Genomic DNA, 5576 nt, shown 5'->3' with positions numbered 1-5576 from the left:
CCCCAGCCGGCCAGATAAAGCTGAATATCGTCAAGACGATCATCGGTAATCACATTAATCAGCGTAGGTAACCTATCTTCAATAAACAGGATCTTCAGGCTGGGGTTTTCCCCATGAAGATCATTTAGAATCTGTTGTTTGCTCATATTTCTATCCAGACCATAAACCTGTTCAATGGGCAGAGCAATCTGATTAGCTTTGAGTATATGATCAACAAAACGTTCTTGTTTGGTGGTGATAATCACCAAACTATCTGTTGGGATGCGGCGAAGCTTTTCTGCAATGCCATCAAATAATGGATTCATGGCAATCCAGCTATCAAAGTCATCTCGAATCCACTCATCTCGAGTAGAACCAAAAGTGTCTTTTAGTTCATCGACGAACATATCATCACGAATCATCAAGGCTTCCATTTGATGATGAAAGGCTGACATGAGCGTGTCAGGAGACATGCCTTCGTACAGTAACCGCATGATAAGCACAGCCTCATACCCTGTTTCCATCACTGGGCGAACCTGACGAAATTTTTCTATCAAATCCTCAGGTATAGCCTTGGGCATATCTGTCCACAGCTTTAAGGCGACTTTCCAGCCAGCCATACCTGTTTCAATCGCGCTGTCGCAGATGACCCCATCAAAATCGAGTGCGTAGAGTTTATTTGTCATTGCTTGGGAATATGCAGAAACGAGTAAAATCGGCTGCTTCATTCGCAGTCCAGTCGCCTTTAGCTTTGTCTTTCATCATTTGGCACCAGTCTTCACTACCCACTTCAGGGCTACAAGCCGTGATGAGTAAAAATGAACTCAGCAGCGCTGCAGAACATAATAGGGTTTTTATCAATTGCATGTCGTTTCCTTAAAACTTAATCTCGTTCATGAACTAAGCGGCCATGGAATAATGTATGGCTGACCTGATGGTTAAACAACCAGCCTTCAAAGGGACTGTTTTTGCCAGCACTGACGAAGTTCAGTGGTCGGCACTCATATTCCGAATCAGGATCTATCAGACAAATATCAGCCACTGCACCCACTTTGATCTGGCCTGAGTCGATGCCCAGAATATCTGCCGGGTTACAGGTTAAAGCGGCCAGCGCGGTGTGCAAACTGACCTCGTCATCTTCTACCAGTTTCATTGTTAATGGTAATAAGGTTTCAAGACCAGAAATACCTGGTTTGGTTTCAGCAAAAGGACCGAGTTTATCGTCGATATCAAGTGGCTGATGATGTGATGAGATTGCTGAAATAACGCCATCGCGAACACCTTGTTGTAACTGCTCGCGATCACGGATACTACGAAAAGGCGGTAAGACATGGCTTAACGCATCATAGTTACCTAAATCATGCTCAGATAAATGTAGGTGATGGGCACTGACATCCGCGGTCACCGGTAAGCCACGATTTTGTGCTTCCCGAATCAATTTGACCGCTTTATCCGTTGATAAATTATGGAAGTGAGCGCGTACTCCGGTTTGTTCAATCAGGATGAGATCACGACTTAGGGCAACCGTTTCAGCACTTTCGGCAATGCCGCCTAATCCAAGCCTGGAACTGACTGCGCCTTCATGTACACATCCCTGACTTTGCAGCCAAGGATCAGAGGCCGTAATAAAGACGGTCATATCTAAGGTGGCAGCATAAGCCATGGCTCTTTGTAAGATGACGCTATTTTTTATCGGTGAGAGGCCATTACTGATGCCAACACAGCCAGCCGCTTTTAGTCTGGCCATTTCGGCAAGTAATTCATTCCCCAGGTTTTGCGTCATTGCACCCATTGTCAGAACCATGCTGCGGCCAGACTTTTTCGCCCGATCCTCAATGAGTTCGACTACGGTCGGGTTATCAATAACAGGTGCGGTATCAGGTGGTACACAGATAGTCGTCACGCCACCAGCGGCGGCGGCCTTGGTCTCTGTCAGGATTGTCGCTGTATGTTCCTGACCTGGCTCACGTACTCGGACACTCAGATCAACCAAGCCGGGGCTAACGATTAAACCTGTTGCATCAATTGTTTTATCAGCTTCAAAACCTTCTGGTTGTTCACCAATAGCAACAATCTTTCCGTGACTTATGTAGAGATCTTGTCGCGCATCAAACTGACTGGCTGGATCAATGACACGCCCATTTTTTATACGAATTTTCATGCTGGCAGCTCATTTTGTTCTGATTGTGCACCCATCGCCATAGACATAACGGCCATCCTGACGGCAATACCGTGAGTCACTTGTTCTAGTATGACCGATTGCGGCCCATCAGCTACGGAGGAAGCAATTTCAACTCCGCGATTGATAGGCCCAGGGTGCATCACAATGGCATCAGGTTTAGCGAGTTTGAGCTTATCGTCAGTCAGCCCAAAACAGTGGAAATACTCTCTGGCACTGGGAATGAGTGCACCTTGCATGCGCTCAAGCTGTAGACGCAACATGATAATGACATCAACGCCTTCTAAACCGGCCTCCATGTCATGATAGACATGGACACCCAAGGTCTGGCAATCAGCAGGCAGTAAGGTTTTGGGTCCAATTACCCGAATCTCGCCAACACCTAATGTCGCTAACGCTTGAATTTGTGAGCGAGCCACCCTTGAATGCAATATGTCCCCAACGATAGCTACCCGCAGATCTGGGAAGCTTTTTTTGTGGCGACGAATGGTAAACATATCAAGCATGGCCTGTGTGGGATGGGCATGACAACCATCACCGGCATTGATGACGCTGACATGAGGTGACACATGCTGTGCAATAAATTCAGCCGCGCCACTTTGGTTGTGTCTGACCACAAACATATCAGTGTGCATCGACTCAAGGTTATGCAGCGTATCCAGCAAACTCTCACCTTTCGACGTTGCAGAGGTGCTGATATTGAAGTTCATGACATCCGCTGACAGGCGTTTGGCCGCGAGCTCAAAGGTTGAGCGAGTACGAGTACTGTTTTCAAAGAACAGGTTAACGATGGTTTTACCACGCAGAATAGGGACTTTCTTTACCTGACGATTGGTAATGCCTGAAAACTGCTCTGCACGGTCCATAATTTCCGTCAGTAATGGCTTTTTCAGCCCTTCAATCGTGAGAAAATGGCGAAGTTGACCGCTTTCCGTCAATTGGTTGTTATTCATTCGGCCTTGCCTTTATTTCGATACTCTAACTGTAATCCTGCATTGTTGGTCAGCTTAATATGTTGTCCTTTGGCGACTTCTACCATTTTGCCAATGATATCGGCTTGTATGGGGAGTTCACGTCCATTTCGATCAACTAATACCACCAGCGTGACACTGGCTGGACGCCCATAGTCAAAAATTTCATTCAGCGCTGCACGAGTTGTTCGTCCACTGTGCAGTACATCATCCACCAAAATCAGATGACGCCCATCGACACTGAAAGGTAAATCAGACGGGGTCACTTGAGGATGCATACCTATGCGGGTGAAATCATCCCGGTAATAAGCAATATTAAGTGTGCCTAGTGGGGCATCAAAAAAATCATCACCCAAAATATCCTGTAAGGCTTTGGCTACCCAAACCCCTCCAGTATGGATACCGACGAGTAAGGGTTGCTTATCAGCGAGTTTCTCGCGAATATCTGCAGCCATATCATTGAGCAGATTCTGAACTTGAGTTTGAGTCAGTGCGATGGTCATTGTTGGTTCAGCCATGATTGAAGTATGAGTTGTGCAGATAACTGATCGACGTCACTGCGTTGACGAGAGTCCATTTTACTGTGGATTCCCATTTGGTCTAGTGCTTCGTATGTTGTCAGTCGTTCATCTTGCCATTCCACAGGGATATTAAAGCGACCATTGAGACGATTTCCAAACCGTTTCGCTGCTGCAGTCATTTCCTGTTCAGAGCCGTCCATATTCAGTGGAAGGCCGACGATAAGCAAATCGGGTTGCCATTCTTTTAGCAGTTTTTCAATTTGTGACCAGTCTGGAATACCGTCACGAGCTTTAATCGCAGTCAATGGATTCGCGGTGGCAGTTAATTCCTGTCCCACAGCAATGCCGATGTTCTTCATGCCGAAATCAAAGCCCAGCAGGGTTCTGGCCGCACTCATGAGTGACCCGCGATGTTAGACATCAGATTCATATCAACACCAATCGATTTGGCTGCCGCGTGCCAGCGTTGATCTGCAGGCGTATCAAATAATAATGTATGACTGGCAGGGACGGTGAGCCAGCTGTTTTCCATAATTTCTTCTTCTAACTGACCCTCTGACCAGCCCGAATAGCCCAATGTCACCAATGCATTGCTAGGTCCCTCATCGGTGCCAAGGGCTTCAAGAATATCAGTAGAGGTCGTTAAGATAATATCGTCAGTCAGCTGCAAACTTGATTTCCAGGGAGATTGGGCTTGATCATGAATGACCATGCCTTGACCTTTTTGTACAGGCCCACCAAATAACACGGGCGTATTTTTAATGCTTTCAGAAGGATTTTCAATATGCAGATGAGAGAGGAGTTCTTCTAACATGACACGAGTAGGTCGGTTGATAATCAGACCCATCGCGCCATTTTTATCATGTTCGCAAATGTAAATGACCGAACGGTAAAAAAATGAGTCGGCCAAGTTAGGCATGGCGATCAGAAAATGATTTTGTAATGAAGACTCCATAGCACTCCTAAAAGAAGGTAAAGCCAACCTGGAATAAACGTTCGACCTCTTTTATGTAGCGTTTATTCACTAAAAATAAAATAACGTGGTCTTCGGATTCAATCAGGGTGTCGTCTTTAGCAATAATCACTTCTTCACCCCGAACAATCGCTCCGATGGTGGTACCCGGTGGTAAGTCGATTTCATCAATGCGTCGACCAACCACAACAGAAGAACTGCTATCACCATGCGCAATGGCTTCCAGTGCTTCGGCAGCACCACGACGCAAAGAGTGAACAGCGACAATATCACCACGCCGAATGTGGGCCAAAAGACTGCCGATGGTGGCCTGCTGTGGCGATAAAGCAATGTCTATGCTGCCGCTTTCCACCAAATCAACATAAGCCGCGCGATTAATCAGCGATAAAACCTTACTGGCGCCGAGTCGTTTTGCCAGCATAGCGGAAAGAATATTTGCCTCATCGTCATTGGTTAACGCACAGAATAGGTCGACTTTATCGATCTCTTCTTCCAGCAATAGTTCTTCGTTAGCAACATCACCTAACAGCACAATACTATTACTCAGCTCTTCAGAGAGAAACTCTGCACGCTCCGGGTTGGCCTCGATCAATTTGATTTGATAATCATTTTCTAAGGCCTTAGCCAGGCGGGCACCGATGTTTCCTCCACCTGCCAGCATAATACGTTTGTAAGGTTTTTCCAGACGACGCAATTCACCCATGACTGCACGAATATCTTTAGTTGCAGCAATAAAAAAGACTTCATCGTCTGCCTGAATCGTTGTATCGCCTGTCGGTGTGATGGGGTGACCATCACGGAAGATAGCAGCAACCCGGGTTTCAGTTTTGGGAATATGTTTGCGTAAGTCTCGTAGAGGGTGTCCAACTAAAAGGCCACCGTGAAATGCTTTTACGGCCACAAGCTGTACTTTGCCTTCAGCAAAATCCAAGACCTGCAACGCATTCGGGTGG

General features: G+C 46.5%; 8 protein-coding genes. All 8 read right to left on the bottom strand.

Annotation, left to right across the window (positions count from 1 at the left end; genetic code table 11):
- On the bottom strand, window positions 1–707 hold a 707-nt coding region (locus tag B4K20_RS10800; protein ID WP_289282886.1), incomplete at its 3' end, for an HAD family hydrolase.
- Complete coding sequence (locus B4K20_RS10795) at window positions 655–846, bottom strand: DUF3012 domain-containing protein (RefSeq protein ID WP_289282885.1); 192 nt, start codon at window positions 844–846, stop codon at window positions 655–657. The genes B4K20_RS10800 and B4K20_RS10795, both read right to left, overlap by 53 nt.
- Before the next feature lie 16 nt (window positions 847–862).
- On the bottom strand, window positions 863–2140 hold the full coding sequence (locus B4K20_RS10790) for a dihydroorotase (protein WP_289282884.1): 1278 nt from the start codon (window positions 2138–2140) through the stop codon (window positions 863–865).
- Window positions 2137–3111 carry an aspartate carbamoyltransferase catalytic subunit gene (locus tag B4K20_RS10785; protein ID WP_289243559.1) on the bottom strand — a complete coding sequence of 325 codons (975 nt, stop codon included), beginning with the start codon at window positions 3109–3111 and terminating at the stop codon, window positions 2137–2139. Before B4K20_RS10785 ends, B4K20_RS10790 begins: the two co-directional genes overlap by 4 nt.
- Window positions 3108–3632, bottom strand: a complete 525-nt coding sequence (gene pyrR, locus B4K20_RS10780; protein WP_286306084.1) for a bifunctional pyr operon transcriptional regulator/uracil phosphoribosyltransferase PyrR — start codon at window positions 3630–3632, stop codon at window positions 3108–3110. Before pyrR ends, B4K20_RS10785 begins: the two co-directional genes overlap by 4 nt.
- The gene (ruvX, locus tag B4K20_RS10775) at window positions 3629–4009 is read right to left on the bottom strand and encodes a Holliday junction resolvase RuvX (RefSeq protein WP_414683377.1); all 381 of its coding nucleotides are present in this window, start codon (window positions 4007–4009) and stop codon (window positions 3629–3631) included. The genes pyrR and ruvX overlap by 4 nt, the downstream gene beginning before the upstream one ends.
- Before the next feature lie 35 nt (window positions 4010–4044).
- Entirely contained in the window at window positions 4045–4605 is a 561-nt protein-coding gene (locus B4K20_RS10770; RefSeq protein ID WP_286305999.1) for a YqgE/AlgH family protein, read from the bottom strand.
- 7 nt (window positions 4606–4612) lie between these two features.
- Window positions 4613–5576 (bottom strand): Trk system potassium transporter TrkA (trkA, locus tag B4K20_RS10765; protein WP_289282882.1); only part of this gene is annotated, 964 nt, incomplete at its 5' end.

Origin of the sequence: Methylophaga sp. UBA5088 (assembly GCF_002414625.1) — a bacterium.
GTDB lineage: Bacteria > Pseudomonadota > Gammaproteobacteria > Nitrosococcales > Methylophagaceae > Methylophaga > Methylophaga marina.
This window is presented reverse-complemented; position numbering and strand designations above follow the sequence as displayed.

Excerpts from the sequence above, each read along its gene's own strand:
- B4K20_RS10795 (WP_289282885.1), bottom strand. The coding sequence starts at position 846 with ATGCAATTGATAAAAACCCTATTATGTTCTGCAGCGCTGCTGAGTTCA.
- B4K20_RS10790 (WP_289282884.1), bottom strand. The coding sequence starts at position 2,140 with ATGAAAATTCGTATAAAAAATGGGCGTGTCATTGATCCAGCCAGTCAG.
- B4K20_RS10785 (WP_289243559.1), bottom strand. The coding sequence starts at position 3,111 with ATGAATAACAACCAATTGACGGAAAGCGGTCAACTTCGCCATTTTCTC.
- pyrR (WP_286306084.1), bottom strand. The coding sequence starts at position 3,632 with ATGACCATCGCACTGACTCAAACTCAAGTTCAGAATCTGCTCAATGAT.
- ruvX (WP_414683377.1), bottom strand. The coding sequence starts at position 4,009 with ATGAAGAACATCGGCATTGCTGTGGGACAGGAATTAACTGCCACCGCG.
- B4K20_RS10770 (WP_286305999.1), bottom strand. The coding sequence starts at position 4,605 with ATGGAGTCTTCATTACAAAATCATTTTCTGATCGCCATGCCTAACTTG.